This window comes from Shewanella mangrovi (genome assembly GCF_000753795.1).
GTDB classification, from domain to species: Bacteria; Pseudomonadota; Gammaproteobacteria; order Enterobacterales; family Shewanellaceae; genus Shewanella; species Shewanella mangrovi.
In genome coordinates, this window is sequence record NZ_JPEO01000004.1 from 127,745 (window position 1) to 143,784 (window position 16,040).

General features: G+C 51.0%; 12 protein-coding genes. 10 read left to right on the forward strand and 2 right to left on the reverse strand.

What is annotated here, in order from left to right; genetic code table 11:
- Positions 1-59: 59 nt before the first annotated feature.
- The 8 genes from rng (at position 60) to HR45_RS08060 (ending at position 12,769) form a co-directional block, all read left to right on the forward strand.
- Entirely contained in the window at positions 60-1,571 is a 1,512-nt protein-coding gene (rng, locus tag HR45_RS08025; protein ID WP_037441710.1) for a ribonuclease G, read from the forward strand.
- Positions 1,571-5,731: a YhdP family protein gene (locus HR45_RS08030; RefSeq protein WP_037441712.1), complete on the forward strand. Its 4,161-nt coding sequence runs from the start codon at positions 1,571-1,573 to the stop codon at positions 5,729-5,731. Before rng ends, HR45_RS08030 begins: the two co-directional genes overlap by 1 nt.
- Positions 5,685-6,530, forward strand: a complete 846-nt coding sequence (locus HR45_RS08035; protein WP_037441715.1) for a carbon-nitrogen hydrolase family protein — start codon at positions 5,685-5,687, stop codon at positions 6,528-6,530. Before HR45_RS08030 ends, HR45_RS08035 begins: the two co-directional genes overlap by 47 nt.
- Positions 6,531-6,568: 38 nt before the next feature.
- Entirely contained in the window at positions 6,569-8,017 is a 1,449-nt protein-coding gene (gene tldD, locus HR45_RS08040) for a metalloprotease TldD (RefSeq protein WP_037441718.1), read from the forward strand.
- Positions 8,018-8,114: 97 nt separating this feature from the next.
- Entirely contained in the window at positions 8,115-9,512 is a 1,398-nt protein-coding gene (locus HR45_RS08045; RefSeq protein WP_037441720.1) for a TolC family protein, read from the forward strand.
- Positions 9,502-10,479, forward strand: a complete 978-nt coding sequence (locus tag HR45_RS08050; RefSeq protein WP_037441722.1) for an HlyD family secretion protein — start codon at positions 9,502-9,504, stop codon at positions 10,477-10,479. Before HR45_RS08045 ends, HR45_RS08050 begins: the two co-directional genes overlap by 11 nt.
- On the forward strand, positions 10,479-11,630 hold the full coding sequence (locus HR45_RS08055; protein ID WP_037441725.1) for an ABC transporter permease: 1,152 nt from the start codon (positions 10,479-10,481) through the stop codon (positions 11,628-11,630). Before HR45_RS08050 ends, HR45_RS08055 begins: the two co-directional genes overlap by 1 nt.
- Entirely contained in the window at positions 11,627-12,769 is a 1,143-nt protein-coding gene (locus HR45_RS08060; RefSeq protein WP_037441727.1) for an ABC transporter permease, read from the forward strand. Before HR45_RS08055 ends, HR45_RS08060 begins: the two co-directional genes overlap by 4 nt.
- A gap of 53 nt (positions 12,770-12,822) precedes the next feature.
- Here the strand turns inward: HR45_RS08060 and yjgA are convergent, their stop codons facing one another.
- Entirely contained in the window at positions 12,823-13,362 is a 540-nt protein-coding gene (gene yjgA / locus HR45_RS08065) for a ribosome biogenesis factor YjgA (protein WP_037441729.1), read from the reverse strand.
- Positions 13,363-13,521: 159 nt separating this feature from the next.
- Between yjgA and pmbA the strand changes: the two genes are divergently transcribed.
- The gene (pmbA, locus tag HR45_RS08070; protein WP_037441730.1) at positions 13,522-14,865 is read left to right on the forward strand and encodes a metalloprotease PmbA; all 1,344 of its coding nucleotides are present in this window, start codon (positions 13,522-13,524) and stop codon (positions 14,863-14,865) included.
- 52 nt (positions 14,866-14,917) lie between these two features.
- Here the strand turns inward: pmbA and HR45_RS08075 are convergent, their stop codons facing one another.
- The gene (locus HR45_RS08075) at positions 14,918-15,556 is read right to left on the reverse strand and encodes a hypothetical protein (RefSeq protein WP_037441731.1); all 639 of its coding nucleotides are present in this window, start codon (positions 15,554-15,556) and stop codon (positions 14,918-14,920) included.
- 234 nt (positions 15,557-15,790) lie between these two features.
- Between HR45_RS08075 and HR45_RS08080 the strand changes: the two genes are divergently transcribed.
- Positions 15,791-16,018, forward strand: coding sequence for a ribosome alternative rescue factor ArfA (locus tag HR45_RS08080; RefSeq protein WP_037441734.1), 228 nt, complete (start codon positions 15,791-15,793; stop codon positions 16,016-16,018).
- The last annotated feature ends 22 nt before the right edge of the window (positions 16,019-16,040 follow it).

Below are 16,040 nucleotides of genomic sequence, written 5' to 3' on the forward strand. Positions count from 1 at the left end.
CAGATTTCAACGCTAGCAACCGATAGAATCAAACGATCAGCATTCAGCAGGGGTACATTGTGAGTTCCAGTGGTTTCTTCAATAGCAAGACAGCGCCGCGTAAGGCCGGCTCTGAGCTGTTGATCAACGTGACTCCCACAGAAGCTAGAGTTGCTTTGATCGAACATGGTGTGTTGCAAGAGGTGCATATTGAACGCCGCATGAAACGCGGCATCGTCGGCAACATCTACAAAGGTAAAATCAGCCGTGTGCTGCCTGGCATGCAGGCGGCGTTTGTCGACATCGGCCTAGAAAAAGCCGCCTTTCTGCACGCTTCTGATATTTTTCCTCATACCGAATGTGTTGCCGATATTGAGAAAGGCAACTTCGTCGTGCGTGACATTGCCGAGCTAGTGCGCCAAGGGCAAGACATTATGGTGCAAGTGGTGAAAGATCCGCTCGGCACCAAAGGTGCGCGTCTCACCACCGATATTACTCTACCATCGCGTTATTTAGTTTTTATGCCGGGCTCCAGTCATATTGGGGTATCGCAGCGGATTGAGTCGGAAGAGGAGCGGGTTCGCCTCAAAGACATTACCGTGCCGTTTGTCGATGAAGATGGTGGCTTTATTATTCGTACCGCTGCCGAAGGCGCCGGTGAAGAGGAACTCAGACAAGATGCGGCATTCTTGCGCCGCGTATGGGCTAAAGTCAGCGAACGGCGAAAACGCCCGGGCACTATGTTGCTGTATCAAGATTTAGCCTTGCCAGTGCGGGTCGTGCGTGACTTTGTTGGTTTGGAGCTGGATAGCATTCAGGTCGACGCCAGCAGCACTGTCGAAGAATTGCAGTTGTTTGCGCAAGAGTTTATGCCGGATGTGGCTGGTAAGATTGAGCATTATGCCGGGCCGTCCCCTCTGTTTGATCTTTATGATGTTGAAAACGAAATTCAGCGTGCTTTAGAGCGTAAGGTTGAGTTGAAGTCGGGTGGCTATCTGATCATCGATCAGACCGAAGCCATGACCACGGTCGATATCAACACCGGTGGCTTTGTCGGCCATCGTAATCTTGAAGAAACCATCTTTAACACCAATATGGAAGCGACGCTGGCGATTGCACGACAGCTACGTTTGCGTAATCTCGGTGGCATTATCATTATCGACTTTATCGACATGACCAACGAGGAACATAAAGAGCGGGTGTTGAACAGTCTCGCCAATGCCTTGTCCAAAGATAGAGTCAAAACCAATATTTCCGGCTTTAGCGGCTTAGGGCTAGTAGAGATGACCCGCAAGCGTACGCGCGAAAGTTTGGAGCATGTATTGTGTGGCGAGTGTCCTGCTTGTCGCGGTGCAGGCTCAATGAAGACGGTGGAAACCGTCTCCTATGAAGTCTTCCGTGAGATTATTCGCCTCGATCGTACTTATAAAGCCGATGAGTTTTTAATTTATTGCGCGCCAGCGGTGTATGAAACCCTTGCAGCCGATGAGGCCCACTCGCTGGCGGAACTAGAAGTCTATATCGGTAAACGAGTTCGCTTGCAGTGTGAACCCATGTATGTACAAAGCAAATTTGATGTGGTGATGGTTTAGTGAAGCTACGTCTTTGTCCTTATAAGATTGGTCGTATTTGTTGGCAAGTTTTAGCACTGATATTGGTGTTATTCGCGCTGATGGTCAGTCTTATTCGCGGCTTACTGCCACAACTTGATGAACTGCGCCTTGAGCAGTACGTTGAACAGCAGTATGGCGTTAAAGTGCAACTCGGGCAGCTGTCAGCTAAGTGGCAAGCTTACGGGCCATCGGTGAGTGTGGCCTCGGTTGAGTTACCGCAGCAGGATGAGCTACCACTGACGTTGTCGGTGCAGAATGTTCAGATCAAACTCGATTTCTGGCAAACCCTGCTGACGCTAAAACCTCAAGTGGAAAACGTCAATTTCGGCCATGTTTTTCTCTCGCTAGATCTCGATAAACTCGCAGCGCCTGCCAGTAGCAACGACAGCAAACAAGCTAGCACGAGCAATATGGACTGGCTTTATGCCTTACTGCTGGAGCAACTGGAACAATATGCGATTGACGATGCGACGGTGCAGTTGTTGTCGACGTCACATCAGTATCAACCTATCCACTTACGTCAATTACGCTGGCTGAATCATGGCACGCGCCATCGTGCCAGTGGTGCCTTGTATCTTGATGATACACCTGCGGGCGGTGAGCATCTTAGTCTGAACGTGGATCTATCCGGTGATGGTTATGACCCCGACAGCATCAATGGTCAGCTCTATCTGGCGGCTAACCAATTAAACCTCGGCGCTTGGGCATCGGATCGCAGTAAGGCACGTAATGAGCCGTTGTCGGTTCCGGTGCAGGGCGTGGTCAATCTGCAAGCATGGTTTGACGTGAATCATCGTGCTGTGGGCAGCGGTTTAATCAGGTTAGGGCATTCAGCGTTAGACTGGCAGCAGGATAACGAGCAACAGAGTTTTGTCATTAATGGTGGCGATTTCCTCTGGCAAACTACGGCTGATGGATGGCAACTCAGCAGTCAACGACTAGCGTTTAGCAGTAATCAGCAGCCGTGGCAGGATTTTACCGTGCAAGCGCAGCAGCGTGGCACACAATTTTTTGGTCATATTGGCAAGATAGAGCTAATGGCATTGCGGCCTCTGATCCCATTAATCCCCGGTGTCAGCCCTGCCACAACCCAGCAGTTACTGGCGTTAAATGCCAAGGGCGAGATTGCAGAGGTCAACCTCTATCAAGGCCCAGATAATAAGTTTCAACTCAATGCACCAATAAAGGCCGCCAGTTGGCAAGCTTCCGGCGCAATTCCTGGCAGTGGCACTATCGACGCAACGCTGTCGCTGCATGGTGATTTCTTAAGTGCTCGTTTGCCTAAACAGCAATATCAGCTCGACTTTGCTAAACAGTTTAGTGCGCCGTTGCGGTTTGAGAGTGACGCCATTACTGGAGGCTTTGATGTGGCAGGTCAGCGCCTGATTGTGCCTGAGTTACAGCTGCACAATGATGATTTAAGTCTCGCGGCCAGCGCCGCATTGGACTTCAGCGACGATACGACGCTGAGTTTATCGGCAGCGCTGCAGCTACATGATTTAGCCCATGCGCATCGCTATTTTCCGCTACAGGCGATGGGGGAAAGTCTTAGCGATTATCTCACCAGTGCGATTAAAGCAGGCCATAGCGACGATGCCGCCGTTGTGTGGCGTGGTGCGTTAACAGATTTTCCATATAACGAACATCAAGGGATATTCCAAGCCGGCTTTACCCTGCAGCAGGGCACCTACGCGTTTCAACCAGATTGGCCAGCCGCGGATAAATTGCAACTTGATGCACTATTTGAAAATGCCGCGATGCGGTTGCATGTTCAGCAAGGGATGTTGCGTCAGGTCGATATCAGTGGAGCGGATATCGTAATTCCGAGCATGGAGGCGCATAGCGAACTGCATGTCGATGCTAAGTTGCACGCCTTCGGTCCAGCCGTGACTGACGTGATGAACTTGTCACCGCTTACCAGTGTCAGTTCTACACTCAACATAGTGCAGATCCGTGATGCCATCGATGGCGAATTACATCTCAATATTCCGCTTTATGTTGGCGGCGTTGCCGACGTCAAAGCCAAGGTGGCACTTAATAATACGCCGGTTTATCTCAGCAAGCCAGGCGTGCTGCTCGATAAACTTAACGGTGAAGTGAGCATTGATAACGAATTAATCTCCACTGAAAAGCTCAGTGGACTGATGTACCAACAGCCTATTCAGCTGAGTTTTGATACTGGTAGGGTAAATGAGCACTTTGGTGTGAATGTGAAGCTGAATAGTCAGTGGGATCTCAACCGTTTGCCGGCGGAGCTTAATAATCCGCTGACATCTTTTTATGCGGGTAAGATGTCGTGGAAAGGGAATTTACGGCTGATTTTTGATGAATCAGGTTTTCGCGTGCAAGCGAATGCTGATGCCGATCTCACCGACAGCAGTTTGCTTATGCCTGCGCCGTTTAATAAAGCGGTTGGGCAACCGCTCACCGCTACGGCCGAGTTGTTAGGCGATGATAAACAGGCCTCACTTGATATTCGAATGGCTAATCTGGCGGAATTCTGGGGCAGCTTTGATGTCGATGCCGACAATCTTAAAAGTTACGATGTCATGCTCGGGCGCCCGTTCCGCAGTGGCGATAAGCTGACCAAGCAAGACGGTAAACTTTGGCTGGCATTAGGCGATACCCAGTTTGATGCGTGGCAGCCAGTGATAGAAGCGTTTGTGAATGACACGCAATCTGCGACCCAAGCGGCGACTGTACCCACCAGTGTTACAGCGGTTAGCGAACCGGCGGCGCCTGCTACGAAAGTGCGTGGCTTCTTCCCGCCACTGAAAGGGATCGGCGGTAGCGTCCAGCAGTTATCGATGCTGGGACATCAGTTCACTAATGTAAATCTCGATGCGCATGACACAGAGCAGTCATGGATGTTTAACATTGATGCGCCGGAGTTCGCTGGCAACGTGGATATTTTCCCGGACTGGTGGAACCAAGGCTTAAAAGTCGTTGCGAATCATCTTTATCTTATTCCTTTGGCGCCAACGACTACCACCACTGACAGCAGCGCGACTCAGCCATCGCAACTGCCGCCGCTGGCAGTGGATATTAATGATTTCAGCTATCAAGGCCGGGCCTTAGGGCACTTGGCATTGCAGGGCGCGCCGTCTGACAATGGTTACCATATTCAAACTTTTTCGCTGAGTTCTCCGCAGGGGGAATTGCAGGGGCAGGGTGACTGGTTAACGAAAGATGGTGAAAACCTGACCAAAGTGAACTTTACGGTGGACTCGGCGAACTTTGAGCAGCTTGCCGCGATCTTTGATGCGAATCCCGGTGTAAAAGATTCCTCGTTAAAACTCAACGCGAATCTGGACTGGCACGGTAGCCCCACAGCCTTTAACTTGCCAAGTTTAAATGGTGATGTGCGTTTTGATCTCGGCAAAGGGCACATGGAACAGCTTAGCGACAAGGGCGCGCGTATTTTCTCGCTGTTTAGTTTGGATTCTTTGCTGCGTAAGTTGTCGCTCGACTTCTCCGATGTATTTGGTAAAGGGCTGTATTTCAATACCTTTGGTGGTGATTTACATCTGGATAACGGCATGCTCAAAACCACCAACACCGAAATGGATGCGGTGGCCGGTAATATGAAAGTACGCGGCTACACAGACCTCGTCAGTCAGAGCCTTAACTATGATATTCGTTTTGCCCCCAAACTAGCCTCCAGTGTGCCGACTGTAGTGCTGCTCAGTACCAGTGCCTGGACGATGGGGATTGGCGCCTTTGCCTTGACCAAAGTATTGGAGCCTGTGATTGAGGTGATCTCTGAAATCCGTTTCCGTCTGACTGGCACTATGGAGAATCCTAAGCTTGAAGAGCTGGAGCGTAAGAGCAAAGAAATTGAGATTCCAAAGAGCATTTTGCCGGAAGATAAACGTGGCGATGGTAAAGATGCAGAAGGTGAAGCGCCAGCAACAGAAGCAACGCCTAGCAGCGGTAATGACACGCTAACCCCAGCAGCAGAAAAAACGCCTGCTCCCCAGCAAGCTGCTCCAACCAATGTGGTGCCATTGCCAACTGCTAATCCAACGCCTGCAACCAGTACGCCGAAATCAACGCCTAAGCCGCCAGCAACAGAGACCGAGGAACAGCCCAATGCAAGTCAGTCTGTTACAGTGCCAAAGCAGCCGCAAGCCGCCTGAAAATCTCGCCTTTATCGCACAGCAGCTTGCACAATTACCGCGAGCTGCCGATGAACCACAACTGGTGGTATTACCTGAATGCAGTTTGTTATTCGGTGGCCATGAAGGTGAACAACTGGCATTGTCCTCCACTGAGGGGGCCGATTCGCTGTTTGCGCACTTAGCCGCGCTAGCCAAGAAATACCATGTCTATCTGGCGGGAGGCACCATTCCTGTTACCAGTGGCGATGGCCGGGTGTACAGCCGTAGCATTTTGTTTGATGATCAAGGTAGCGAGCTGGGCAGCTACGACAAGCTACATCTGTTTGATGTCGATGTGAGTGATAACACTGGCGCTTATCGGGAAAGTGATACCTTTTGCGCTGGTGAGCGTATCTCCGTAGTGCCAACCCCTTTTGGCCATTTGGGCATGACAGTATGTTACGATTTGCGCTTTGCCGATCTGTTTCGAGCACTACGTTTGCAAGGTGCTGAGCTGATTATTGTGCCAGCGGCCTTTACCAAGGTCACTGGCGCCGCGCATTGGGAAGTATTGTTGCGTGCTAGGGCTATTGAAACGCAATGCTATATTTTAGCGGCCGCACAATGGGGCGCGCATAACGAAGGTGGACGACAAACCTGGGGACAATCGATGATTGTCGATCCGTGGGGAAAAATCGTCGCGCAACTGCCCGAAGGTACGGGCTGGGTGCAAGCCAAGTTGGATAAACAGCTACTTGCTAAAGTTCGTCAAGATATGCCAGTCTGCCAGCATAATCGATTTGCAGCGCCACAATTGCTGGCGACGCCGAGAAAATAATTATCAACCAGAACCCAAGTTCTAGTGAGAGTGTATTCATGCCATTTTTAACTCAAGTTGGCGACAGCCTGTTACAGCAAGGACTCGATCTCGAAGATCTGCAGGGCTATCTAAAACATATCCATCAGCACCAAGTTGATTTTGCCGATCTCTATTTTCAGGGCAGTCGTCATGAGTCTTGGGTGCTGGAAGACGGCATTATTAAAGAAGGCAGTTTTCATATCGAGCGTGGTGTGGGGGTGCGTGCTAACAGCGGTGAAAAAACCGGGTTTGCTTACGCAGATGAAATCACCCCCAATGCATTGACTGCTGCAGCCGAAGCTGCGCGTGGCATTGCCGTCAGCGGCGGTCAGCACAAGGTACAGGCATGGAAACGTCGTGGCGTAAAACCTCTGTATCAGGAACAAGATCCGATTGCGGCACTTAACGAGGCCAGCAAGATCGCCCTGTTAAAAGAGGCTGATGCCTATATTCGCAGTCTCGATAGCCGCATTATTCAAGTTGTGGTGAGCCTTGCCGGTGTTTATGAAGAGATTTTGGTGGCGGCCAGTGATGGCACGCTGGCGGCTGATATTCGTCCGTTAGTACGCTTTAACTGCTCGGTGATTATTGAAGACAATGGCCGTCGTGAACGCGGTGGCGCTGGTGGCGGTGGTCGTCACGACTATAGCGTGCTGATGGCCAATGCCGATGATGGGTTGCCAATGTGTTTCGCGTTTGCTCGTGAAGCGGTACGCCAAGCGCAAGTTAACCTCACCGCTGTTGATGCTCCTGCTGGTGAAATGCCAGTGGTGCTGGGTGCGGGCTGGCCAGGTGTGTTGCTCCATGAGGCGGTTGGTCATGGCTTGGAAGGTGACTTTAACCGCAAGGGCAGCAGTGCCTTTAGTGGTCGCATTGGTCAACAGGTCGCGTCTGAGTTAGTAACTGTGGTGGATGACGGTACGCTGCCAAATCGCCGTGGATCACTGAGTATTGATGATGAAGGTACACCAACGCATCACACTGTGCTGATTGAAAACGGCGTGCTCAAAGGCTATATGCAAGATAAGCTCAATGCCCGCTTGATGGGGCAAGCACCTACCGGCAATGGTCGTCGCGAATCCTATGCGCATCTGCCGATGCCACGTATGACCAACACGTATATGCTGGCAGGTAAAAGTGATCCTAAAGATATTATCGCCTCGGTTGAGAAAGGCATCTATGCGCCGAACTTTGGTGGCGGTCAGGTGGATATCACCTCCGGCAAGTTTGTTTTCTCTGCCTCAGAAGCTTATTTGATCGAAAACGGCGAGATTACCCAAGCGGTGAAAGGTGCCACCTTAATCGGTAACGGCCCTGAAGCGATGAGCATGATCTCAATGGTCGGTAATGATTTGGCACTGGATAAAGGTGTGGGCGTGTGTGGTAAGGATGGCCAGAGCGTTCCCGTAGGTGTGGGACAACCCACGCTAAAACTAGACCGTATGACGGTTGGCGGTACTGCCTGATCACAGCTTATCGTTGACCCTTGTTGGCTCGCTGGCATCTATCAGGTGCCAGTGATATTATCTACACGGAGTTAGAGTAAATACTCTAGAGGTATGGATGAAGCGCAACAAAATAGTGAGTATGCTGGCCCTGTTATGGCTGCCGTTGGCACAGGCTGCGCCCGTCAGTCTGGCGGATGCTTGGCAGCAACTGCTACAGGTTAGTGATAAGTTAGCGGCCGATGGTCAGCAAGTCACCGCTGCCGAAGCTCAGCAGCAAGCGGCTAAAGATCTCTATTTACCCTCATTAACTCTCAACGGTAGCTATACTCGACTGGAAAAGCCGCTGGAGTTAGATCTCACCAAACTCAATCCGTTGGCGTCGATGGACCTGTCCTCGCTACCAGCACAATTTGCCGCGATTTTTGCGGCGATTCCTCATTCAATGTTTGTCACTCCCTTTACCGAGCAAGAGGTGTTTAACTCCAGCTTACAGGCGATGTGGCCCATTTATACCGGCGGCCAGATCAGTGCGGCGCAGGCGATTCGTAAAGCGCAATTGCAGGAGAAGCAAGAGCAGCAGGAACTGACTCGGCGCGAGTTGTTCACCACACTGGTTGACCGGTACTACGCGGTCACCGTGAGCCAATCTCTGGTCGTGACGCAACAGCAGTTGGTCGACTCACTGACGACGCACTATCAGCATGCGTTAAAAATGGAGCAACAGGGGCAGATAGCGAAAGTTGAGCGACTCAACGCTGAAGTGGCTCTGGACGATGCCAAAGTCACGCTTGGCAGTGCACAACGCCAGTGTGAAATGGCGGAGATAGCGCTGCGACGTCTGTTACATGCGCCTGAAGCGGAGACCAGTACGCCCATGTTTGTGTTGCGTACTCCACCGTCTTTGCCACAAGTGACAGAGCTGACACTGGCTCAGCACCCTGCGCTTAAGTTGCTGAATGCCAAAGAGCAGCAGGCCAAGGGATTGATCGATATGGAATACGGCAAATACAAACCTACGGTATATCTTTACGGTAACTACACCCTCTATGAAGACGATAGCCTACTGTCGGAGATGACCCCTGACTGGATGGTGGGCGTTGGGGTGCGAGTGCCTTTGATCAGTCGCGATGGTCGTAGCGGCAAAGTGCTGGCGGCCAAGAGTGCATTACTTCAGGCGCGCTATACCAAGGCACAAACTACTCAGGATTTAAGTTTGCTGGTAGATCAGAGCTATCGGCAGATGCAGCAAGCGGCAGAAGAGATCCATTCGCTGGACACTTCACGTCAGTTAGCCGAAGAAAACCTGCGACTACGTGAGCTCGCCTTTAATCAGGGGCTGGCGACGTCGGTTGAGCGAGTCGACGCTGAGCTGAAACTAAGCGCCGTTAATACCAAACAATTGGCGGCCAAATACCGCTATCTACAAAGCTATGCACATTTGATGGCTGTAAGTGGTCAACTGGATGATTTTATTGGACATAGTAAACAGCAGGAGATGATGGATGCGCGCTAATCCACTACTGGCAACCGTTGCATTAGGTGGCATTGCCGCCGCGCTGATTTATGGATTGGTGCTTGCTTATACACCAACGTCACAGCCGCTGCAGGGGCAGATTGAAGCCCGTGAATACAATGTGTCCTCCAAAGTTGCTGGCCGAGTTGACCAAGTGATGGTTCGTCGTGGTGATGCGGTCAATGCTGGCGACCTGCTGTTTTCTATCGACAGTCCTGAACTGAATGCCAAGCTGGTGCAAGCCAGCGGGGCTTTGCAGTCGGCGCAGGCTATTCAGCAAGAAGCCGATAACGGTGCTCGTAAACAGCAAATTGCCGCAGCGCGCGAGCAATGGCTAAAAGCCAAGGCTGCCGCCGAGCTGGCAAAAACCACTTATGATCGCGTGGAAAACCTCTATCAGAATGGCGTCGTCGCGCGGCAAAAACGTGATGAAGCCTACACTCAGTGGCAAGCGGCTAAATACACAGAGCAAGCCGCCAAGGCGATGTTTGATATGGCACAAGAGGGCGCCCGCAGCGAACAGAAAGTGGCGGCGGCTGGCAATGCTAAGCGAGCAGAAGGTGCGGTACAAGAGGTCAATGCTGTACTGGCCGATAGCCAGATGCGCGCGCCTAAAACCGGTGAAATTACCGAAGTGTTACTACAACCGGGTGAATTAGCTGGTAGTGGTTTTCCGGTGGTCACCCTGATTGATATGCAGGATAGCTGGGCGATATTTCAGGTCCGTGAAGATGCGCTTAAGCAGTTCCACCAAGGCGATACCAAACAGTTACGTATTCCGGCGCTGGGTAAATCCTTTGAGTTTAAGGTGAGTTATATCAGTGCCCTAGGCGATTTCGCGACGTGGCGCGCCACCGAAAGTGGCCATGATTTTGATATGCGCACCTTTGAGGTGGAACTGCGTCCTAGCGCCCCCATCGCCGATCTGCGTGCTGGTATGACAGTGCTGTTGGACGGAGCCGAGTAATGCGCGCTTTGCTGCGGCGCGAGCTTCGCTTGCTAAAGCAGGACAACTGGCAACTGGCGTTGATTAGCTATATTCCACTGCTCGGTTTTATGCTGTTGTGGTGGTTGTTCTCTGCTGGCTTGCCAAGGCAACTCCCTGTTGCCGTCGTGGATCAAGATCATTCCAGTGTCAGTCGTATGCTGGAGCGCTCACTGGATGCGAGCCCGGTGAATCAGGTGATTAGTTTTACCAGCCAAAGCGAGGCAATCGCGGCGATGCGCCAGGGTGACGTGTTTGCCATGGTCACTTTCCCGTACGGCTTACGTCGCGAGTTGTTGCTCGGGCAACAGCCGCAAATCGACATTCGTTACAATGGTCAGTTTTTGTTGGTGGGGAAACTCCTGTCGTCACAGCTGAGTCTGTCGTTAGCGGATGGACTGCGCAAATTATCGCGGCAATCGCTGATTGCTCATGGTGTACCTGCAAAATTAGTTGCCCCCCATATTGAACCGATGACCACGCAAACCACTGCGTTATTTAACCGCAATACCAATTACGTCGGCTTCTTAGTGCCGCCGATCTTAGTGGCGTTATGGCAGCTGTTGGCGATGCTTATTTTCGCCAATGCTTTGAATAAAGAATTAAAACCTGAGCGTTGGCAACAGAGTTATCAGGTGGGCTGGTGGCCAATTATCGCTGCCAAGTCGTTAATTTATTTGCCTATTTTGTTGTTGCATGGGCAATTTATGTTGGCCTTGCTCTACGGATATTTAGGCTTACCTGCTGCGCAACTCTTGTGGTTGCTACCGGTGCAGTTGTGTCTGCTGTTATCTGTCGGTTTATGGGTGGCCACCATCTTCTTTCTGCTGGCGGACAGTGCCCGAGTTATTAGTTTCTGTACCGCGTTATTTGCGCCAGCATTTGCCTACATGGGGATTACTTTTCCGACAGCTGAGATGCCAGAATTGGCCAAATTGTGGCGTTTGTTGATGCCATCCAGTCACTATATGGAGGCGCAAATTAGCTTAGTTAGCTACGGTAATGTGGCCTTGATGTGGCAACAGTGTGCGGGTATGGCCGGATTTCTTTTGCTGTTGTTACCTGCCATGTTATTGGCGTATAAGCGTCGGCCACAAAACGTCGCTGCAGGTGTGGGAGAGCCCACCTCATGAACTATTGGCGTTGGATTGTCACCGATTTACTGGCCATTGTGCGTGATAAGGCGATTGCCTTGACCTTGTTTGGGGGCGTGTTGTTTTACTCTGTTCTCTATCCGTTGCCTTATATTCATCAGGTCGCGACGGAGCAAGCGGTGGTCGTGGTGGATCTCGACAACTCTTCATTATCAAGACAGATGATCCGCTATGCTGATGCGAATGCTCAGGTTGCGATCGTCGCGCGCGCCAACTCGGTCACTGAGGCCAAGGCCATGATTGATCGTGATGAAGCCAAAGGCATACTGCTGATCCCAGAAGGCTTTCGCCGCGATCTGCTGCGTGGTAAGCAAGTTACGCTCGGGTTTGCCGGTGACGCCAGTTATTTTCTCATCTACTCCGCGGTTGTGCGTGGCTTAACCACTGCAGGTCTTGATGTGAGTGGCCAAATTCAACTGCAGGGGCTGCTTGCCCATGGCGTATTGCCAGCTGCTGCGGCCAAACAAGTCGCGCCGATAGCGCTGAATGATGTGCCCGTGTTTAACCAAGGCTTAGGCTATCCGGGCTATGTGGTTCCAGGGTTGTTTTTGCTGATTTTGCACCAAACACTGTTTATCGGTATGGGAATTCTGGGTGCGGGGCAGTGGCGCCAAACGGGCTATTGGCAACAGTTTTCGCCGCTGACGACAGTTTGTTTACGCGTGGCCTCGTTTACCTTGTTGTATGCCTTTTTCAGCGCCTTTTACATTGGCTGGTGTTTTTACGCCTATGATGTCGGGCGGCAAGCTTCGCTCAGTCAAGTGCTGCTATTAATGCTGCCTTATCTATTAGCAACGGCGGCCGCGGGGATGGCGTTCAGCACGTTGTTCAATCGACGAGATCTGCCCACCCAAGTGATGCTTCTGACATCAATGCCGATTTTGTTTGTTGGTGGTTTTGTGTGGCCGTTAACCCTGATCCCTGAACCATTGATTTGGCTATCTCAATTAGTCCCGGCGATTCCCGGTATGATGGCAATGTTGGAGCTGAATCAGATGGGCGCCGATTGGCAACAGATCATGCCACAGTGGCTGCAGCTCTGGGGCTTGTGTGTTGGCTACTTATTGCTGGCTGTGTGGGGCGTACGTCGTCGACAACAGGCGTTGTCGGCGACCTGAAAATAAAAAGCGCCAGCCAATGGCTAGCGCTTCAAATGTGCTGAACGCCGAAATCACTCGGCGGTTTCTGCTAACAGATACTTAAACAAGGTGACCGCAGCAGCGGATTCATTCTGTTCACTCTTGCTCAGTTCTTTATTGGCCTGACGCACCAACTGCCGTAGCTTTTGGCGATCCAGTGTTGGATATTGCTGCAGCAGCTCTTGGACGCCCGCATCACCTTCAGCCAGCAATTTATCACGTAGTTTTTCGGTGATTTGTGCTTGTGCGGCAACTTGGTTTTTACGGTTGAGCACTTTGTCCAACGCAGCTTTTATCGGCTCTAAATCGATATTACGCATTAAGCGCCCGATATATTGCACCTGACGGCGATGAGCATCAGTGTTGGGTTTAATTTTTTTCGCCAGCGCCAATGCATCCAGCAGTGAATCATCCAACGGGATGCGTTCTAGCTGGCCTTTGCCCAATGCCAGCAACTGGGCACCGAGCTCCTGAGCCGCCGTACTTTCGCGTTTCATTGCGGATTTACTGACGTACTCATCATCATGGTCAAAGGGTTGTTTTAACAGTTCGGAATCGTCGACGATTTTCATAGCTCTGCTTTCCAGTGAAATCGCGCTGATTGTAGCATTTGAAAGAAATTTCGTCTGCACTGACGCCGATTTTCCTGCGCTTTCGTCAGTTTTGTATATGAGAACGCGGCATGGGTTTGCTATGCTAACGACCACTATTTTCTAGAGTTGAGTTGCACAGTGTCAGTTCCATTCATCGATTCCGAGCTGTCGGCACTGCAAGATGCGGTGGCCACAGCACTAGAATATGCCCGTAGTCTGGGCAGCAGTGCCGCTGAAGTGGCCATCAGTAAACAGCAAGGCTTAAGTGTTTCCAGCCGTTTGAAAGAGGTGGAAACCGTTGAGTTCAATAAGGATGGCGCATTAGGCATTACGGTTTATCGTGATGGGCATAAAGGCAACTCTTCTACATCAGATCTGTCGTCTGAAGCGATTCGCCAAGCGGTGCAGGCTGCCGACGGTATTGCCCGTTACACCAGTGAAGATCCTGCTGCGGGATTGGCAGACGCTGAACTGATGGCTACAGCGTTTCCAGAGTTGGATCTTTATCATCCACGCCACAGTACCGCCGAAGAGCTAGCTGAGTTGGCGATTGCTGCCGAAGCGGCTGGGTTAGCGTTTGATCCGCGGGTGACCAATTCCGATGGTGCGACCGCCAACTCCCATAGCAGCATTAAAGTTTATGGTAATAGCCATGGCTTTTTACATGGTTACTGTAGCAGCCGCTATAGTTTGAGCTGTGTCGTGATTGGCAGTGATGAACAGGGCGACATGCAACGCGATTATGATTACGCCATTGCTCGTCGCTATGCGGATTTATTATCACCGGAAGAGATTGGTCGTAGCGCGGCTAAAAAGACGGTTAGTCGTCTTGGCGCCCGCAAGCTGCCAACGGGTAAACTGCCCGTCATTTTTGCTCCCGAGTTAGCGGCTGGTCTGCTAGGTCACTTTATTGGTGCCATCAGCGGTTCTAGTTTGTATCGTAAATCGAGTTTCTTACAGGATTCTCTGCAGCAACAGCTTTTCCCCGATTGGTTTGCGATTCAGGAACAACCGCATCTGCGCGGCGGTCTCGCCAGCGCAATGTACGACAGTGAAGGGGTTGCTACGCAAGATCGTGCCATTGTGACCGACGGTGTGCTGCAAACCTATCTGCTAACCAGTTACTCAGCGCGTAAACTCGGTATGAAAAATACTGGCCATGCGGGCGGCATTTACAACTGGACGGTGACCGACAGCGGTAAGACGCTTGAGCAGTTGCTGAAACAGATGGGAACAGGTTTGTTGGTCACCGAAGTCATGGGGCAGGGTGTGAATGCGGTTACCGGAGACTACTCTCGAGGTGCTGCTGGTTTCTATGTGGAAAATGGTGAAATCCAATATCCGGTTGAAGAGATTACTATCGCCAGTAATCTAAAAGATATGTATCGCAATATGGTGGCGGTGAGTAGTGATCGCGAGATGCGTTCTTCGATTCGTACTGGTGCGATTTTACTGGACGAGATGAAGATCGCGGGTAATTAATCTTGCGCTGATTCTTTGACATATTGGAAAAAGGCGCCTGATGGCGCCTTTTTTAATAGGGGGATACCTGTCCTTGTTGCGCCAGTGGCAGCAGTTGGCGAGTGTAATGCTCGTTCACTAGGCTAAACGGCGTCTTATCACTACGGTACCAGAGTGCCTGATGTTGCAGCACGAAAGTGGGTAATGCGCCAGAATCCGGCCACATAGGTTTGTTACTGATGCTTTGGCGGTAAAAACCGGCACGACGTAATTCTCGCCCCAAACTGACGCTATCCTGCAATAATAGTTGTTTGACTTTTGCTGGCAGTAGTTGCGGCAAATACCAATGTTCAAACACTGCAATCACTTTGTGGTGACATTGATAATTGAGCTTTAGATACTGCACTGGCGTAGCGGCATCAACCCCCAGTAGTTTTCTGATCTCATCACTGGCAGCTGGATGAGCATCATCACTCTTGCTTACCTCGACGCCATGCTCATCTGCAAGAATACCTTTGCACCAATAGTTGAGGGTCGCCGGGGCGTTTTTAGTCAGAATAAGTTGCTGATTAAGTTGCACTAACATCTCGGGTGCCGTCATTAATGGGGGAATGCTCAGTGACACTGCATGTGCAGAAAAACCGACTTGTGCAGCCAGTAAAGAAAATGATATCCAGCTTAAGCGAATGAATCCTTTTGCGCCAACAGCCATGAAAACTCTGTCTCTATTGTTATTTTAATGGTGATGAACTGCCTGTGATGACAGTTAACTCATAGCGCTCAATGTATAGCATTGTGGCGGGTAAATACAATTGAAAATCACTGGACTTTGGCCGCACTTGGCGTACTATTGCGGCCGATTTTTGAACAACTGCGCTCAGCAGTGGTCAAACAGATGTCGTGAATGACAGCAATATCGGTATTAGCACAATTTATAGGAGTTGCTATGGCAAAACGTAAACAGCGGCCGCTGCCGCAACATGAACTTGGGCGTGGAGAGATTATGGATAACGCGCTCAAAGCGGCAGTGACCAGTCCGCTATTTCGGACCCGCACAGAATCTGCTCGCAAAGGTAAAGGTGCATTTCAACGTAAACAACGCAACCAAAAGGGGCAAGCACACAAGGGCTTTGCCCCTTTTGATTTTCTGCTGCCCAGTATTTTAGCAGCATAAAAAAAGCGTACTCAGTAGCACG